The organism is Streptomyces sp. S063 (assembly GCF_002832675.1).
Lineage (GTDB): Bacteria > Actinomycetota > Actinomycetes > Streptomycetales > Streptomycetaceae > Streptomyces > Streptomyces sindenensis.
Genome location: NZ_CP021707.1, coordinates 68,056 through 82,338, shown reverse-complemented (window position 1 = coordinate 82,338; position 14,283 = coordinate 68,056). Strand labels below are relative to the sequence as shown.

General features: G+C 72.1%; 10 protein-coding genes and 6 pseudogenes. 7 read left to right on the top strand and 9 right to left on the bottom strand.

Annotated elements, in window-relative coordinates:
* Both CCZ36_RS00350 and CCZ36_RS00345 read right to left on the bottom strand, forming a co-directional pair.
* A complete protein-coding gene (locus CCZ36_RS00350; RefSeq protein ID WP_128816829.1) occupies positions 1 to 1,176 on the bottom strand; it encodes an AI-2E family transporter in 1,176 nt (391 codons plus the stop codon).
* Between the two features lie 89 nt (positions 1,177 to 1,265).
* Positions 1,266 to 3,477: pseudogene (locus tag CCZ36_RS00345) on the bottom strand (HelD family protein).
* Positions 3,478 to 3,761: 284 nt separating this feature from the next.
* Between CCZ36_RS00345 and CCZ36_RS00340 the strand changes: the two are divergent.
* The gene (locus CCZ36_RS00340; protein WP_128816828.1) at positions 3,762 to 4,208 is read left to right on the top strand and encodes an SRPBCC family protein; all 447 of its coding nucleotides are present in this window, start codon (positions 3,762 to 3,764) and stop codon (positions 4,206 to 4,208) included.
* Positions 4,209 to 4,375: 167 nt separating this feature from the next.
* Here CCZ36_RS00340 and CCZ36_RS00335 read toward each other — a convergent pair.
* A pseudogene (locus CCZ36_RS00335) lies at positions 4,376 to 6,270 on the bottom strand (RICIN domain-containing protein).
* Between the two features lie 322 nt (positions 6,271 to 6,592).
* Between CCZ36_RS00335 and CCZ36_RS35255 the strand changes: the two are divergent.
* Positions 6,593 to 6,652, top strand: a pseudogene (locus CCZ36_RS35255) (TetR family transcriptional regulator); the annotation flags it as partial.
* Between the two features lie 361 nt (positions 6,653 to 7,013).
* Positions 7,014 to 7,145, top strand: coding sequence for a hypothetical protein (locus tag CCZ36_RS36360; protein WP_257791390.1), 132 nt, complete (start codon positions 7,014 to 7,016; stop codon positions 7,143 to 7,145).
* Positions 7,146 to 7,160: 15 nt separating this feature from the next.
* Here CCZ36_RS36360 and CCZ36_RS00325 read toward each other — a convergent pair.
* Positions 7,161 to 8,190 (bottom strand): annotated as a pseudogene (locus CCZ36_RS00325) (MerR family transcriptional regulator).
* A gap of 195 nt (positions 8,191 to 8,385) precedes the next feature.
* Between CCZ36_RS00325 and CCZ36_RS36590 the strand changes: the two are divergent.
* The gene (locus CCZ36_RS36590; RefSeq protein ID WP_164873464.1) at positions 8,386 to 8,985 is read left to right on the top strand and encodes an alpha/beta fold hydrolase; all 600 of its coding nucleotides are present in this window, start codon (positions 8,386 to 8,388) and stop codon (positions 8,983 to 8,985) included.
* A 460-nt stretch (positions 8,986 to 9,445) separates the two neighbouring features.
* Positions 9,446 to 9,826 (top strand): hypothetical protein, encoded by a 381-nt coding sequence (locus CCZ36_RS36585; protein WP_164873463.1) that lies wholly within the window; start codon positions 9,446 to 9,448, stop codon positions 9,824 to 9,826.
* Between the two features lie 56 nt (positions 9,827 to 9,882).
* Here the strand turns inward: CCZ36_RS36585 and CCZ36_RS00315 are convergent.
* A pseudogene (locus CCZ36_RS00315) lies at positions 9,883 to 10,291 on the bottom strand (Ohr family peroxiredoxin).
* Between the two features lie 281 nt (positions 10,292 to 10,572).
* Between CCZ36_RS00315 and CCZ36_RS00310 the strand changes: the two are divergent.
* Positions 10,573 to 10,947 carry a transcriptional regulator, SarA/Rot family gene (locus tag CCZ36_RS00310; protein WP_443069835.1) on the top strand — a complete coding sequence of 125 codons (375 nt, stop codon included), beginning with the start codon at positions 10,573 to 10,575 and terminating at the stop codon, positions 10,945 to 10,947.
* Positions 10,948 to 11,073: 126 nt separating this feature from the next.
* Entirely contained in the window at positions 11,074 to 11,583 is a 510-nt protein-coding gene (locus CCZ36_RS00305; protein WP_237302549.1) for a hypothetical protein, read from the top strand.
* 32 nt (positions 11,584 to 11,615) lie between these two features.
* Here the strand turns inward: CCZ36_RS00305 and thpR are convergent, their stop codons facing one another.
* The 4 genes and pseudogenes from thpR to CCZ36_RS00290 all read right to left on the bottom strand — a co-directional run bounded on the left by thpR (position 11,616) and on the right by CCZ36_RS00290 (position 14,022).
* Complete coding sequence (gene thpR, locus CCZ36_RS00300; protein WP_237302548.1) at positions 11,616 to 12,254, bottom strand: RNA 2',3'-cyclic phosphodiesterase; 639 nt, start codon at positions 12,252 to 12,254, stop codon at positions 11,616 to 11,618.
* A 110-nt stretch (positions 12,255 to 12,364) separates the two neighbouring features.
* On the bottom strand, positions 12,365 to 12,634 hold the full coding sequence (locus tag CCZ36_RS35245; RefSeq protein ID WP_237302547.1) for a helix-turn-helix domain-containing protein: 270 nt from the start codon (positions 12,632 to 12,634) through the stop codon (positions 12,365 to 12,367).
* The gene (locus tag CCZ36_RS35240; protein ID WP_237302546.1) at positions 12,616 to 12,780 is read right to left on the bottom strand and encodes a hypothetical protein; all 165 of its coding nucleotides are present in this window, start codon (positions 12,778 to 12,780) and stop codon (positions 12,616 to 12,618) included. Before CCZ36_RS35240 ends, CCZ36_RS35245 begins: the two co-directional genes overlap by 19 nt.
* 571 nt (positions 12,781 to 13,351) lie before the next feature.
* A pseudogene (locus CCZ36_RS00290) lies at positions 13,352 to 14,022 on the bottom strand (HD domain-containing protein).
* Positions 14,023 to 14,283 lie beyond the last annotated feature (261 nt).

Here is a 14,283-nt window from a genome sequence, read left to right as displayed (position 1 = left end):
TCACCAGCCTGTCCGAACAGCACACCTACGACGGCGCGGGCGACCCCTCCGGCAGATCCTCGGGCCCGGCCCCGGCCCCGCCTCCGATCCCGGCCCCGGCTCCGGCTCCCGCGGGTCCTCCACGAGCTGTTCGCGGAGGTAGTTCCAGACCACCGCGAGCACCGCCGCCACCGGCACGGCGAGCAGGCTCCCCACCACCCCGGCCAGGCTGCCGCCCAGCGTCACCGCGAGGAGCACGACCGCCGCGTGCAGGCCGAGCCCCCGGCTCTGGATCATGGGCTGGAACACATTGCCCTCCAGCTGCTGCACCACGACGATGATCGCCAGCACGAGCAGGGCGTCCATCAGGCCGTTGGAGACCAGGGCGATGACCACCGCCACGAACCCGGCGAACAGCGCCCCCACGATCGGCACGAACGCGCAGACGAATGTCAGCACCGCCAGCGGCAGCACCAACGGCACCCCGAGGATCCACAGACCGAGGCCGATGAGGACCGCGTCCAGCAGACCGACGAACGCCTGGGACCGGACGAACGCGCCCAGGGTCGCCCAACTACGGGCGGCCACCTCGGGGATGTCGGTGGCGAGCCTGCCGGGAAGCTGACGGGTGAGCCACGGGAGGAAGCGCGGGCCGTCCTTGAGGAAGAAGAACATCAGGAAGAGCGCCAGAACCGCCGTGACCACCCCGTTGACCACGGTGCTCACCCCGGTGACGGCCGTGGTGACCACGCTGCCGACACTGTTCTGGAGCCGGTCGGTCGCACTGTCGAGGGCACCGGTGATCTGGTCGTCGCCGATGTTCAGCGGCGGACCGGCCGCCCATTCGCGGAGCTTGTCGATGCCCGCGACCACCCGGTCGGCCAGCTCTCCGGACTGGTCCGCCACCGGCACCGCGATCAGGGCCACGATGCCCGCCCCCACGAGCAGGGCGAACACGGTCACCACCGAGGCGGCCAGCGCCGGCCACCAGCCGTGACGACGCAGAAAGCGGGCGAGCGGCCAGGTCAGTGTCGTGAGGAACAGACCGACTATCAGCGGCCATACGACCGACCACATCCGGCCCAGGACCCACAACGCGACCGCCGCCGCCACGAGGACCAGCAGCAGCTCTGCGGAGACGCGTGCCGATGTGCGGAGAGCGGCCGCGGTCTTTGTCGAACTCAATGGCGAGGACATGGCGTCACCCTATGGGTTCGGCAACCGTGTTCCGGCCACGCCCGCGGCCCGCCGGTGCCCGGCACCCGGCAGGCGGGCCGCCCGGCCCGTCAGCGCAACGCCGACGGCAGCCCCTCCCGGTGGACGATGCCGAGGCGCTGGGTGGCACGGGTGAGCGCCACATACAGATCGCTCGTACCGAACCGGCCGGGCTCCACGACCAGCACATGGTCGAACTCGAGCCCCTTGGCCTGGCGCGGATCCAGCAGCACCACCGTCCGGGTCAGGTCCGGGGCCTCACCCGCCGTCACCCCGTGCAGCGGGGCGGCGATCTCCTCGTGGAGCGCCCGCGGCGCGATCACCGCGAGACGCCCCTCCTCGGGCGTCAGCTCCGCGACGGCCCGGGCCACCGCGCCCGCCAGATCCTCCCCGGCATCGCGCGTCCACGGCTTCTCGCCGGTCGACCGCACCGACACGGGCGCCGTGAACGACGGGTCCCTCTCCCTCAGGACCCCGGCGGCCAGCTCCATGATCTCGGCGGGCGTACGGTAGTTGACCTTCAGTGTCACGTGCTCGAAGCGGTCGCCCACGTACGGGGAGAGAATCCGCTCCCAGGACCCGACGCCCGCCTCCTCGGAGGTCTGGGCCGGGTCGCCGACCAGGGTCATCGACCGCGTCGGCGACCGCCGCATCAGCAGCCGCCACGCCATCGGCGACAACTCCTGCGCCTCGTCGACGATGATGTGCCCGAACGCCCACGTACGGTCGGCGGCGGCCCGCTCGGCCGCCGTGCGGTGGTCGGCCTCCTCGTGCCGCTCCGCCATCCGCTCCGCGTCGATGATGTCGTGCGCGGCGAGCACCTCGGACTCCTCGTCCTCGAACTCATAGCTCTCCGAACCGCGCGACAGCTCCAGCACGCCCTGTGCGTAGCCGACCCGTTCCTGCCGGGCGGCCTCCGCGGCCGCCCGCTCCGCGCTGTCGTCGACACCGAGCAGCTCGGCCGCCTCGTCGAGCAGGGGCACGTCGGCGGGGGTCCACGCCCCGGCGGCCGGCTCGCGCCGGATGGCGTCGGCGTCCTCGTCCGGTACGTACACGGGGTCGGCCAGATAGTCGGCGAGGAAGCCCTCGGGGGTGAGCGGCGGCCACAGCTCGTCCACCGCCGCGTGCACCTCCTTGCTCAGCGCGACGTCCCGGCCGAGCTGGGCCACGTCGTCGGGGCCGAGGAAGTTGGGCCCGCCGTACGGGTCCGCGCCGATGCGTTCGACCAGCTGCGAGGTGAGCGCGTCGATGACCCGGAAGACGAAGTGGGGGCGTGCGAGGTTGTGCGGCAGCCGGGTGTCGCGGGCCGCCTGTCGCGCCTCGTAGGCGATCTCCCAGTCCAGGACCAGATCTCCGCCGTCCTCGTGCGGGATCACCATCGCCGCCCCGGGCTCCGGCAGCCGCTGCCGGTCGCGTACGGCCAGGGCGAGCGCCTCGGCCATCGCCGCGCCGCCCTTGACGGCGGCGGCGCGCGGGGTGTCCGTCCCCGTCGCGCGCACCCCGGGAACAGCTCGGCCTGAGTGGCGAGCAGCACGCCGGTCTCACCGAGGGAGGGCAGCACCTCCGCGATGTAGCGCAGGAACGCCGGGTTGGGACCCACGATGAGCACGGCACGCTTGGCCAGCAGCTCACGGTGCTCGTACAGCAGGAACGCGGCCCGGTGCAGCGCGACGGCGGTCTTGCCGGTGCCGGGGCCGCCCTTGACGACGAGGACACCGCGGTGCGGGGCCCGGATGATGCCGTCCTGCTCGGCCTGGATGGTCCGCACGATGTCGCCCATGCGTCCGGTGCGCGCGGAGTTCAGCGCCGCCAGGAGCACGGCGTCGCCGTTCGGGTCCTCGAAGCCGGTGCGGTCGTCGTCCCCGAGGTCGAGGATCTCGTCATGGAGCTCGGTGACCGTGCGGCCCTCGGTGGTGATGTGGCGACGCCGGCGCAGCCCCATCGGTGTGTGCCCGGTGGCGAGATAGAAGGGCGCGCCACCGGCGCACGCCAGTCGATCAGAACGGGCGTGTGGTCGGCGTCGTCCTCACGGATCCCGATCCGGCCGATATGGTGCGCGAGCCCGTCGGAGCCGTCGATGCGGCCGAAACACAGAGAGCCGTCGACCGCGTTGAGCGCCGCGAGCAGCCCCGAGCGCTCCGCGACGAGGATGTCCCGCTCCAGCCGCGCCTGCTGGCCCGTGCCGACCGGCGTCAACGCGTGCTCGACCCCCTCGGCCGCCACCCCGCGCAGTGCGTCGACCCGGGCATGGAGCCGATCGATGAATTCCTGCTCTTCCCGCAATTCGTCGCTTTCCCGGTTTGACAAAACGGCTCCCCGCCAGATATATTCGTACCCATAAGGCCTCCACGTGGGGCCTTTCTGCATGTGCGCAGAAGAATCCAATATACGCGTGATAAACCCCCGACCGCAATGACGGTCCGGGAACCCGGGAGCGGGTCGCCCCATGCTGCGGGAGCGGGACGGCCGCCGGTCGGGGCCCCCGGCGTGCGCTTACGTCAGACCCGTCCGACACTGATGGCGGACAACGGATTTCGGTGCCGCGTCCCACCAGACCGGAGAGAGCCATGAGCACACAGTTCGAAGCGACGGTCGACATCGACCGCCCCATAGAGGAAGTCTTCGCCTATCTCGCGGACGGCCGGCACGACCCCGAGTTCAGCCCCCGGGTCCAGCGCATCGAGAAAACCCCCTCCGGCCCGACTCACGCCGGCACCGTCTTCCACAGCACCGTCAAAGACGCGGGCATGACCACCCGGCGTGACTTCGCGATCAGCGAACTGGTCGCTCCGACCCGTATCCGCTGGCAGGAGCAGTCCAAGAACCTCATCACCGCGGCCGAGGGCGGCTACGACCTCGAAGCCGCACCGGACGGCGGCACGCGCGTGAGGCTGTTCAACGTCCTCGAGGGCCACGGAGTCGGCAAACTGCTGGTCGGGCTCGCGGGGAGCGCGGCCCGCAAGGACGCACCGGCGTTCGGGCAGCGCATCAAGGAAGCGGTCGAAGGGACCTGATCCGGCGTCATGCCGGCAGGTGGTGCGGCCCAGTGGGGTGCACGGGTGCTTGCCGACGCCGCCGCGCACACCGCGACCTGCCGGCGCGTCACCACGCTCCGCGTCGGCGAAGACGCGCCACGGCGGCTCCCCGGTCCGGAGAGCCGCCGCGAACCCGTCCGCCTGCTTCAGCGGGTCAGGGAGAACTCCTGCGCCGGGGAACCGGAGCAGGGCTGCTGCGAGAGCCTGGCCCCGTCGGCCGTCGAGGAGTTGTCGACGGTGAGGCACTTGCCGCTGTGGCGGGCGACGAAGCGGTACTGCCCGGCGCCGGCCAGGGCCTGTGGACGCCACTGCTGGTTGACACCGCCCACGTACGACCACAGGTGCACCCTGGTGCCGTCGGCGGTCGCTCCCGGACCCCCTTCCACGTCCCAGGCCTTCGCGTTGTGCCGGTTCACCACCTGGTAGTGCCCGGAGTCGGTCGGCCGGAACTGCCAGCCCTGGTTGGCCCCGGCCCCGCAGGCCCACTGCTGCAGCGCGGTGCCGTCGGCCGTACCCCAGTCGGCCGCGTCGAGGCAGGCACCGCTGTTGGAGTTGCGCACCTGGTACCAGGCGACGGGGTCGATGGACCCCGCGGGCGGCTCGGTCGTTCCGCCGCTCCCGTCCCAGGCGAAGGTCGCGACGGCCCCGGGAGGCAGAGTGTAGGCGAGCGACCTGCCGTTGTCGGTCAGGGAGAACCGCTGCGATCCCGAAGCGGTGTTGACGACCACGGCCGCCCGACTGCCGTCGCCGTTCTGGAAGGCGACGTTCTGGACCCCGCCCGCGCCCTGGCTGGTGGATCCGATTCGGACCGCCCCCGCCTTGATGAACTTCGAGACGTGGCCCAGGACATAGAACTCGGCGTTACGGGTGACCCGGCCGCCGTCGATCTCGACGATGCCGTTGCAGCGGTTCGTGCAGTGCCCCTGGTGGGGCCGCCGTTCCGGTCGAGGGCGAGGTTCCAGTTGATCACCGTCTCGCCGCCGTTACGCATGTTCTGCACGACCAGGTTCTCGGCGTGCCACCGGAGCGTGTCGCCGAACGTCGTCGCCGGGTTGGCGCTGTCGGTGCCGGAGCACTCCGTGAAGAAGACCCGCTTCCCGGCGTCGGCGATCTGCTTCTGCGCGGCGGGCGCCCCGCCGTAGCAGTGGAAGGCCGCACCGATGATCCGCCGGATGCCGCCCGTCCGGGCGAAGACGTCGAGCGGATAGTTCGGGTGGTCCCAGTTGTGGTCGTACGCCAGGATGTTGGTCGGCAGGTTCGCGGCGGTGAGCGCCTGGTCCAGAATGCGCAGGAAGTCCGCCTGCTGGGCGGAGGTCATGCTCATCGACGGGTAACCGGTCGCGAACTCCGGCTCGTTCTGCGCGGTGAGATCGGTGAGGGCGATGCCCTCCTGTCCGTACGCCCTGATCGCCTTGACCAGGTAGTCGGCGTAGGTCCGGTAGTGCTCGGTGCGCAGACTCCCCCCGTTGAGCGAGTTGTTGGTCTTCATCCAGGCCGGGGCGACCAGGGCGAGCCCATGAAGCGGATGGCCGGGTTGACGGCGGTGGCCTGCTTCAGGACCGGGATGATCTGGCTCCGGTCCCGGTCGATGGAGAAGGCGCCCCGGTGTCCTCGTACGTGTACGGGTCGGTGTTCGCGTCGAAGTCGGTGCTGCCGAGGGGCTGTCGCAGGTAGTTGAGCCCGATGCCGTCGCCCTCCGTGGAGAAGAGCGACTTCAGCAGCGAGGAGCGCTGCGCCGGGGGAGGCCCTGGACGAGATGGGCGGAGGCGCCCGTCACGGACGCCCCCGCGCCCGTGAACTTCTGCCCCTTGCTGCTCGCGTCGATCCGGATGTCGATCGTCTGCGGGGACCCGGTGAAGGGGACGTTCCCCTCCGGGGTGAGCCTTTTGGACCCGTCGGGTGTGGTGACCCACACCTGGGCGGCCGGGTCGGCCGCCCCGGCGGTGGTGGCAGCACCGTTGACACCGAGCGCGGCGACGGTCACGACGAGCGCGGCGCCTGCCGCGCGCGCTCTCGAACGCGGGGGAGTGGGACGTGGCATGGTGGCGGCTCTCCTTGGATTCGTACCTGCTGACGGGCGGCACCCCGGCGGACGGAGGGCGCGGCGGACGCCTCGCTCCGGGCGTGCCGGTCACAAGAGGGCGGGACAACGGCATGAAAGCACACCCACTAAGTGGTTAGTAAGTGCGCGGCTCCGGTGTTCTCGCCCGCTGTCCTGAAGATCTTCACCAGGGCTCCGGCAGGCTTAAGCTGATCCGGTGAGCAACCAGTCAGTGAGCAGACCGGCACGCGGTCCGGCGGAGCCCCGCACGCCGCGCAGCCCGGAAGCCCGGCAGCGGCAGCAGGACATCCTGGCCATCGCCATGGACACCTTCGCCGCCCGTGGCTACAACAACGCCTCGCTCGCCGAGATCGCGGACCGGGTCGGGCTCACCCAGGCAGGGGTGCTGCACTACTTCCGCTCCAAGGCCCTTCTCCTCACCAGCGTGCTCGAACTGCGCGACCAGCGGGACATCGAGCAGCTCGGCCCCGACCGCCCCCAGGGGCTGGACTTCCTGCGCCACCTGGTGAACACCGCGCTGCGCAACGCGGAGCGCGAGGGCATCGTCCGGTTGTACGCGGTGCTCTCGGCGGAGTCCGTCACGGACGACCACCCGCCCAGGACTACTTCCGCGACCGCTACGACGGGCTGCGCGCCTTCGTCGCCGACCCCTGCGCGAGCATGCGAACTGCCCGCCGACCGCGCGGAGTCGGCGACAACGCGGCCAACGCATCATCGCGGTCATGGACGGACTGCAGGTCCAGTGGCTTCTGGCCCCGGAATCCGTGGACATGGCCGCCTCGACCGACCTGGTGGTCACCTCGCTGCTGGCGACTCTCGCCCCCGAACGCTTCGGCCCGCACACGGCAGGTTGAGACGGGGCGAGCGGACTACCTGCCGGGCCGCCTACGCGGGGGCCGTGGAAGCCGACGCCTCACCGCCGTGCCGGCCGCCGCCCCCACCTGCCCCTCCAGAGCCGCGAGGAGCCAGTCGTGCGCCGCCCCGGGGGTCGGCTCGGGAGGGGCGCCGGGAGTGCTGATCAGCTCGGCCGTCAGCTCCCAGTACCGGTCGATGCGCGGATCGGCCGCGAGCCGTCCCGCCAGTACGCGGCGGAAGACGGGCGTGTCCCGGGCACCGTACGTGCTCGCGTACGTGTCCACGAACCCGTCCAGCGCCTCACCGGGGGAGGCTCCGCGCCACGGCGCAGTTCCGCGCCCGCCAGGTCGTACGCCTCCGCCAGGCCCGCGTACAGCACGGCCGACGCCCGGGCCTCCCTGACGCCGTGCGCCCGGGGCTGGCAGGAGCCTGCCCCGCCCCGCCGCCGCACGGCCGGGTCACGAAGGCGTGCAGCCGGGCGAAGGCGAGGACCTGGTCCGGCCGGGGTGCGTCGGGCGGGCCGGAACGGCGGCCTCCAGGAACGCGCGGACGGACCGGGCAGGCATCCGGTGCGGCAGCCACGCACGCCAGAACCGGGCCAGTGAAGCGGTGCTCGGCGGGGGCGGCGACCGCCCCGACCAGCCGTAGCCGGTCGGGTCGTTCGGCCGGAGAGCACTCCTGTACGAGCCTCAGCGCGGCCTCCCGCCAGCGCAGCGCGGCGAGTTCGGACCCGAGGGCGCGCAGCCGCCCGGCGACAGCGTCCTCCAGCGCGCCACCCGCCCCGGCCCCCTCCCGGCCGTCCTGCGCGTCCTGTTCGTCGAGGATGCGGCGCACCTCGGGAACCGGCAGATCGAGGCCGCGCAGCGAGCGGATCATGCTGAGCCGCTCCACCGCGTCCGGACCGTACCTCCGATGCCCGCCGGCGCTCCGGGACGCCTCGGGCAGCAGCCCGCGGTCCGAGTAGAAGCGGACGGTCTTGACGCTGACGCGCAGGTGCTCGGCCAGTTCACCGATGGTGCACAGACCGTCGTGCGAAGAGAACACTTGAACCTCCACCAGGGGGAGTTCCTACGGTACCCACGAGCGCGGCCGGGAGCTTCGGGTCCGGGGCGCGGGAGTCAGCACGACGAGGAGGGGCCATGACCGTATTCATCCTGGTGGCAGGAGCGTTCACCGGACCGCACGTGTGGCGGAACACCCGCGGCGCGGCTGACGGCGGAGGGCGCCGAGGTCCGCACCGTGACGCTCACCGGACTCGGCAGGCCCTCCACCGACGAGGGCGCGGCCGTCGACCTGGAGACCCATATCGCGGACGTACTCGCGGTGGTCGACTCGGTGACCGTACCGGGGGCGGGTGAGCCCGGCGGGGAGATCGTGCTCGTCGGTCACGACTACGGCATCCATCCGGTGCTCGGCGCGGCCGACCGCCGGGCCCGGTCGATCGCCCGGATCGTGTACCTGGACTCGGGGATGCCGCAGGACGGCGTCCCCGCGCTGGCGGCCGTGCCCGACCAGCTCCTGCGCGAGGAGGTGGCGGAGCGCGCCGCCGGGTTCGGGGACGGGGTGACGGGCGATGAACTACCGCCGCCGGCCAGGGACGCGTGGCCCCGCTGGGAAGCACCGAGGGCCTCTCCGAGGCGGCGCTCGACGGCCTCACCGCTCTCGCGGCGCCGCAGCCGCTGGGCACATTGCTCCAACCGCTCCGGCTCACCGGCGCCGTGGCCGAGGTGCCGGCGACGGGGGTGCTGTGCACCGGCAACGGACCGGGCGTGGAGATGCTCCAGATCATGGTGGACGTCGGCACTCCCGCCCTGCGAGCGCTCGCCGAAGCCCGGGTGACCTTCTTCGAACTGCCCACGGGGCACTGGCCGATGCTTTCCTCGCCGGATGCGCTGGCCGGGGTCCTGATCGAGGCCGCGTCCGGCGGGGGGCACCTGCTGACCCCCGCCGAGGCCGGCCGCACCCCCGCCCATCTGCGGCCGTTCCTCCTCGACGCACCCGAACGCCCGCGCGAGCGGACCGGGAACATCGACCTGTATCTGCCGGACGGTCCGGGACCGCGCCCGGCCGTGGTGTTCGTGCACGGCGGCCCGGTGCCGGCCGAGGCGCGGCCCACGCCCCGGGACTGGCCGACCCTGACGGGATACGCGCGCCAGGTCGCCGGGCAGGGGGTCGTGGGCGTGACGCTCGACCACCGGCTGCACGCCGTGACCGACTACGAGCAGGCCGCCGCGGATGTGGCCGACGCGGTGGAGCGGGTACGCGCCGATCCGCGGGTCGACGCGGACCGGATCGCTCTGTGGTTCTTCTCGGGCGGGGCCCGATCACCGCGGAGTGGCTGACGGATCCCCCGGTGTGGCTGCGCTGCGTGGCCGCGAACTACCCGATCCTCGCGCCGTTGCCGGGCTGGGGGCTGACCGGCTCGCGCTTCCACCCCGTCCGGGCGCTCTCCCGTGCCGGACACCTTCCCGTCGTCCTGGTCCGGGCGGGCCGGGAGAGCGCCGAGATCGCCGCGACCGTCGAGGAGTTCGTGGCCGAGGCCGCCCGCTGCGCGGCGAACCTGGAGATCATCGACGTACCGGAGGGGCGGCACGGCTTCGAGACGCTCGACCCGACCGACGGGGCCCGGGAGGCCGTGCACCGCGCGGTGGGTGCGGTGCTGGCCCGCCTGAAGGGCTGAGAGGCGCTCGGGGGCGTGGCCCGGCCCGTCACCCGGAGCAGGGTGCCCGCGGTCGGCTACTCGATGACCAGCTCGACGTCGATGTTGCCCGGGTGGCCTTGGAGTACGGGCAGAAGGCGTGGGTGGCCTCGACCAGCTTCTGCCCGGTCTCGCCCGCGAGGGAGTCCGGGAGCTCCACGCGCATGACGACGGCGAGCCCGAAGCCGTCGCCGTCCTTGCCGATGGAGACCTCGGCGGTCACGGAGGCGTCCTTGGTGTCGACCTTCATCTGGCGGCCGACCGCGGCCATGGCACTGGCGAAACAGGCCGCGTAGCCGGCGGCGAAGAGCTGCTCGGGGTTGGTGCCCTTGCCGTTGCCACCGAGGGCCGGAGGCATGGCCAGCGGCAGGTCGACCTGGCCGTCCGAGCTGACGCACGGCCCTCGCGCCCGTTGGCGGTGGCGGCGGCGGTGTACAACGCGTCCATGGAATGACCCTCCTCTGGAGCCCGACCCGGCTGGTCGTGGTTACGCCCATAAAGATTGCACACAACTAAGTTGTACACAACTCAATGGGGTGCGCGGCGGTACGCTGGTGCCATGACCACTGCTCCGGGCGGCTCGCCGATCTGTCCGCCGTCCCCGACGCGGAGCTGCTGCGACTGGACCACCAGGTGTGCTTCTCGCTTCATGCCGCCTCGCGGGCGTTCGGGGCTACTACCGGCGGGCACTGAAGGACCTCGGCCTCACCTACTCGCAGTATCTGGTGATGCTGGTCCTCTGGGAGCAAGGCCCGCAGCAGCCGGTCAAGGCTCGGGGAGCGCTCCACTGGACTCGGGGCGCTGTCGCGCTGCTGAAGCGGCTGGAGGGTGCAGGCGTGGTCCGGCGGGAACGCAGTCGCGAGGACGAACGTTCCGTCGTGATCGAGCTGACCGACGAGGGTGCGGGCCTGCGTGAGCGTGCTTTGTCGTCCCGTGGCGTGCTCGCCGCCACGGGCTGTCGCTGGAGGAGGTTCTCGGGCTGCAGGAGCTCCTGGGCCGGCTCACGGCGCGCTGGGGGAGGCGGCGGACGTTCGCTGACAGAGAGAACTGTCAAGGAATCGTCAAGACAAAATAAACTGTCAACGCACCTAGATGGCAGTTAATGGTTGTCGCATGGATGATGTGAAGGCGTCCCGACCCCTGATCAGAGCGACGAGAACTTCTGGACCACGGTCCTCACCCGGTGGAACCCCGCCTGGAACGAGCCCGCTGACGACGACACCTTCGCCATGGACGAGCACCTGCTCGAAGCCGTCCGGTCGCTGGCCGAACGGATCTCGACGCGCGCGCTCGCCTACCGCACGGCCGGAAAGCCCTTCGACGCCGCGCTCATGGCGCGCCCGACCGTGCAGCTGGCGATGCTGCGGTCGCTCCACGAAGCCAGGCGGTCCGTCGACCGGCTGGCCGAGAGCGCGGCCACCGTCGCCGACGCGGTGGCGCCAGCTACGCGCAGCTCGGCGCGGCCTGGGGCGGCATCAAGCGCCAGTCGGCCGCCTCAAGTGGCCCCCGCGGTACCGAAGAAGTCCGCCGGCGAGTCGATCCGCTCCACTACGCGGGGGGCGACGCAGTGGTTACACCACGACCCGGGCGCCGACGCCTGGTGGTACACGCCACGGGCGCCGACTGCAGGAAAACGAATCGGAGGCCGTCCACGGCACGTCGCCGAGGCCATCGCGCGGGCGACCGAGTTCCTGCTGACGCACGCCCGGCCCGCGGAACGAGACCACGTGACCGCGTGACCACACGACCGCGTGGTGCGGAGCCGTCGGGCTCAGCTGCCGCAGCCCTCGGCGGGCCGCGGGCCTCCCGATGGAGTCCCAGGCCTCGATGTCGCGGTAGTGGATCGGCCCCGGACCCGCCCGATGTTGCTGCCGACCAGGTGGAGACGCCCGGCCTCCCACTCCCGGCCGGCGAACGCGGCGAGTGAGGCCGAGGCCTCCACCGTGTTCGCGTGGTCGCCCCGGCGGGACCGGGCCAGTGTCAGGTGCGGCCGGAGCGGCCGCTCGGGAAGGAGACACCACTCCCTGACAAGGGTGCGTACGTCGACGGCGAGGCGGTGCAGCCCATCGAGGTCCCCCGTGACCCCGGTCCACAACACCCGCTCGTCGAATGCCGCCGCCGTGCAGCGCCAGCCGCACCGGCCGTCGCGGGCCGCGAACGCGGCGAGCGGAGGCATCAGGGGCGGAACGGCGGCGACCGGAAGCTCACCGAGGAACGCCAGGGTGATGTGCCAGTCCTCGATGCGGTTCCACCGCATGCGGGGGTAGGCGTCATAGGCCGGACGCAGCACCTGCGCCAGCTCGTCCTTCGCGTCGTCGGGCGGCGCGAGCGCCAGGAAAACGCGGGTCGTCAGGGCCTGGACACCGGCGCCCGCAGGGCGGCCGGTCACGGCTTCGAGCGGTTCGTTCACCTGCCGTACCGTACGTGCCGGCCGCACCCCCGCGCGCGACGCGGGGCCGACGACAGGCTTCGCGCCCCACTGTGCGAGCGGCCCCGCTCGGCGCCCGTTCGGTGCCGGGCTCAGCTGTCCACCTGTGCCGCCGCGCCCGCCGCGGCCGTCGTCCGGAATCGGGCCCGGTAGTGGGTGGGGGAGAGGCCCAGCGTCTGCTGGAACGCCCGGCGCATCGTCTCGGCCGATCCGAAGCCCGCCCCCTCGGCCACCGCCTCGATGGGATCGGTGCCCGAGGCCAGGAGGTCCTGCGCGGCCTCCAGGCGTACGGATGCGATGTACTGGGCGGGCGAGAGCCCGGTCTCGCTGCGGAACAGCCGGCTCAGATGCCGGGCCGACACCTTGCCGAGCCCGGCGAGCGCGGCCGGAGAGTGCGGACCGGCGGGTCGGCGCTCACCGCGTCCATGGCCGCCCGTACGGCGGGATGCTCGGCCTCGCGCGGCCGCAGCCGGGCGCTGAACTGGGACTGGCCGCCCGGTCTGGCCATGAACACCACCAGCTCCCGCGCGGGTCACGGGCCGGGCCCGCGCCATGGTCCTCCTCCACGAGGGACGCGCCAGGTCCATGCCGGCGGTGATACCGGCCGAGGTGATCACGCGCCCGTCGCGTACGAACAGCGATCGGACTCGACCGTCACCGCGGGGTAGGCGGCGGCCAGTTCACCGGCCAGCCGCCAGTGCGTCGCCGCCCTGCGGCCGTCCAGCAGCCCAGCCTCGGCCAGGACGAACGCGCCCGCGCCACCGAAGCCACCCGCCGGACCGCGCGGCGAGTTCCTGTACCCCGGACGTCAGCGCGGCGTCGGTGACCGCCCGCAGCCAGTCCCGGCGGCCCGGCACCAGCAGCGTTCCGAGCCGCCCCGGAAGACTGTCCACGGGCCGTCGACCCCGAGCCTGATCCCCCCGGAGTCCGGACGTCCTGCCCGGTCAAAGAGACGATCCGTATGTCGTAGCGCCCCCGTGGCGTTGGCCGTCGTGAACACCTCCGCCGGGCCGGTGACATCGAGGAGCTGAACCCCGTCGAACGCCACGACGGCCACCAGTGGGGGCGGGCGGTGCCGGTCACTCGGGCCAGGGGGAGTCGAGAATGGTGCGGACGAAGTCGCCGCGTTCGAAGCCGGGAACGTAGTGCTCCAGGACGTCGGCCTTGACGTTGCCGAAACGTCGTCTCCGGTTTCGGGAGGATCCCGTCGGTGAAGGCACCAAGAATCCGCCGTTTGAAATCCGGCCGGGGATGGAGTGCGACGACCTCCGCCCGGTCGGCCGGGAGAGATCCTCGTAACCGATGCCCAGCACGTCGTACTCCACCCCGGCGGTCACCAGGGCCACCTCGGGCTCCATGAACGAGGGATGCCCGGGGTCGTGTGCAGGGCGATGGCCGTCCAGACCCGCCGCACGCTGTCCTCCGGAACCCCGTGGGTCCGGAGGAAGCGACGCGCCTCGTCCGCGCTGTCCACCTCGAAGCGCCGACCGCTGGACCGGAAGGACCGGCCGAGCCGAGGTCATGGAACAGGCTCCCACGTAGAGGAGTTCGGGGTCGAAGGTCAGGTCGCGGCGCTGCCCCTGAAGGGCTCCGAACCAGAAGACCCGGCACGAGTGGTGGTAGATCAGCTCGCTCGTCGTGTCCCGCACCAGCTCGGCCGCCCCCGGGCGAGCGCGGTGTCAGGAACCCGGACGCGCTCCGAGAGTGACGCACGGCCGGTCGGCGTACGGGGCGATGTATCGGTCGGCATGAGGTGTCCGCTCCCTTTCTCCAACGTCCAGATCAGCCAGGTCCGCCCGTTCGTCGAGACCGGCTGGGGCATCCGGAACGTTTCACGCGGCCGGGGACCCGGCCGCTCACTCCAGCTTGGGCTTCCGGCCCCGGCGCGCCATGTCCCGGGGGCCGGATATCCCACGGATACGGACACGGCCGGGCCATGGTCGCGCGGACGCCGATGCGCGAGGGACCACCGCCGCCACAGCACACTTTGCCTCAGTGGCATACGCTCATG

Excerpts from the sequence above, each read along its gene's own strand:
- CCZ36_RS00340 (WP_128816828.1), top strand. The coding sequence starts at position 3,762 with ATGAGCACACAGTTCGAAGCGACGGTCGACATCGACCGCCCCATAGAG.
- CCZ36_RS35240 (WP_237302546.1), bottom strand. The coding sequence starts at position 12,780 with ATGGCCAGACCGGGCGGCCAGTCCCAGTTCAGCGCCCGGCTGCGGCCG.
- CCZ36_RS00305 (WP_237302549.1), top strand. The coding sequence starts at position 11,074 with ATGGACGAGCACCTGCTCGAAGCCGTCCGGTCGCTGGCCGAACGGATC.
- CCZ36_RS36360 (WP_257791390.1), top strand. The coding sequence starts at position 7,014 with ATGGACGGACTGCAGGTCCAGTGGCTTCTGGCCCCGGAATCCGTGGAC.
- CCZ36_RS00310 (WP_443069835.1), top strand. The coding sequence starts at position 10,573 with ATGCTGGTCCTCTGGGAGCAAGGCCCGCAGCAGCCGGTCAAGGCTCGG.
- CCZ36_RS00350 (WP_128816829.1), bottom strand. The coding sequence starts at position 1,176 with ATGTCCTCGCCATTGAGTTCGACAAAGACCGCGGCCGCTCTCCGCACA.